The sequence below is a fragment of the Frigidibacter sp. MR17.14 genome (assembly GCF_037095735.1).
In the GTDB taxonomy this organism is placed as follows: domain Bacteria; phylum Pseudomonadota; class Alphaproteobacteria; order Rhodobacterales; family Rhodobacteraceae; genus Frigidibacter.
In genome coordinates, this window is record NZ_JBAWKD010000044.1 from 1 (window position 1) to 762 (window position 762).

Below are 762 nucleotides of genomic sequence, written 5' to 3' on the forward strand. Positions count from 1 at the left end.
CTGGTCGCCAGCCTGATCGAGATGGCGGGATTGGACTGGCCTGTGCCGGACTATTCCACGCGTCTCGCCGCCGCCAGGCGCGGCTTGCGGTGCAGATCCCCCATCGCCGCCCGGACGGCCCCGTGACCCTGCTTGTTGATAGCACCGGCATCAAGTTCCGCGGCGATGGAGAGTGGCAGGCACGCAAGCATGGTGCGTCGCGCCGCAGGGCACGCCATGTTTCGCCACCGGTTCGAGAAACCATGGCGCGCGGCGCAAGGTCCATATCGGCGTGGATGCTCAGACCGGCGATGTCCGCGCCGTCGAATTCACGTCCAGCCGACAGGGCGACAGTCCACTGCTTCCACACCTGCTGGCGCAGATCCCCGAGGATGCTGAGATCGGTTCGGTCACGGCCGACGGTGCCTATGACACCAGACGATGCCATGTCGCGATTGTCGATCGCGGCGCCGAAGCGCGCATCCCGATCCGCAAGAACGGCCGCCCCTGGAAAGAGGACTGCCCGGCTGCCCGAGCCCGAAACGGCATCCTGCACGAGACGCGACGCTTGGGACGAGCCAACTGGAAACGTTCGGTCGGCTACCACGTCCGAAGTCGGGTTGAGGCGCGGATGAATTGCCTCAAGGCTTTCGGCGAGCGCATCGCGTCGCGCGACCCGGATCGGCAGACCGCAGAGATCCAGATCCGCATCGCCATCATGAACAGATACAACACCCTCGGCACCGCCGAGATCATTGCCGTGGGCTGAAGACAGAGCGGGAA

1 pseudogene is annotated in these 762 nt (G+C 65.5%); it reads left to right on the forward strand.

Annotated elements, in window-relative coordinates:
- Positions 1 to 748 (forward strand): annotated as a pseudogene (locus V8J36_RS22830) (IS5 family transposase); the annotation flags it as partial.
- Positions 749 to 762: the final 14 nt, after the last annotated feature.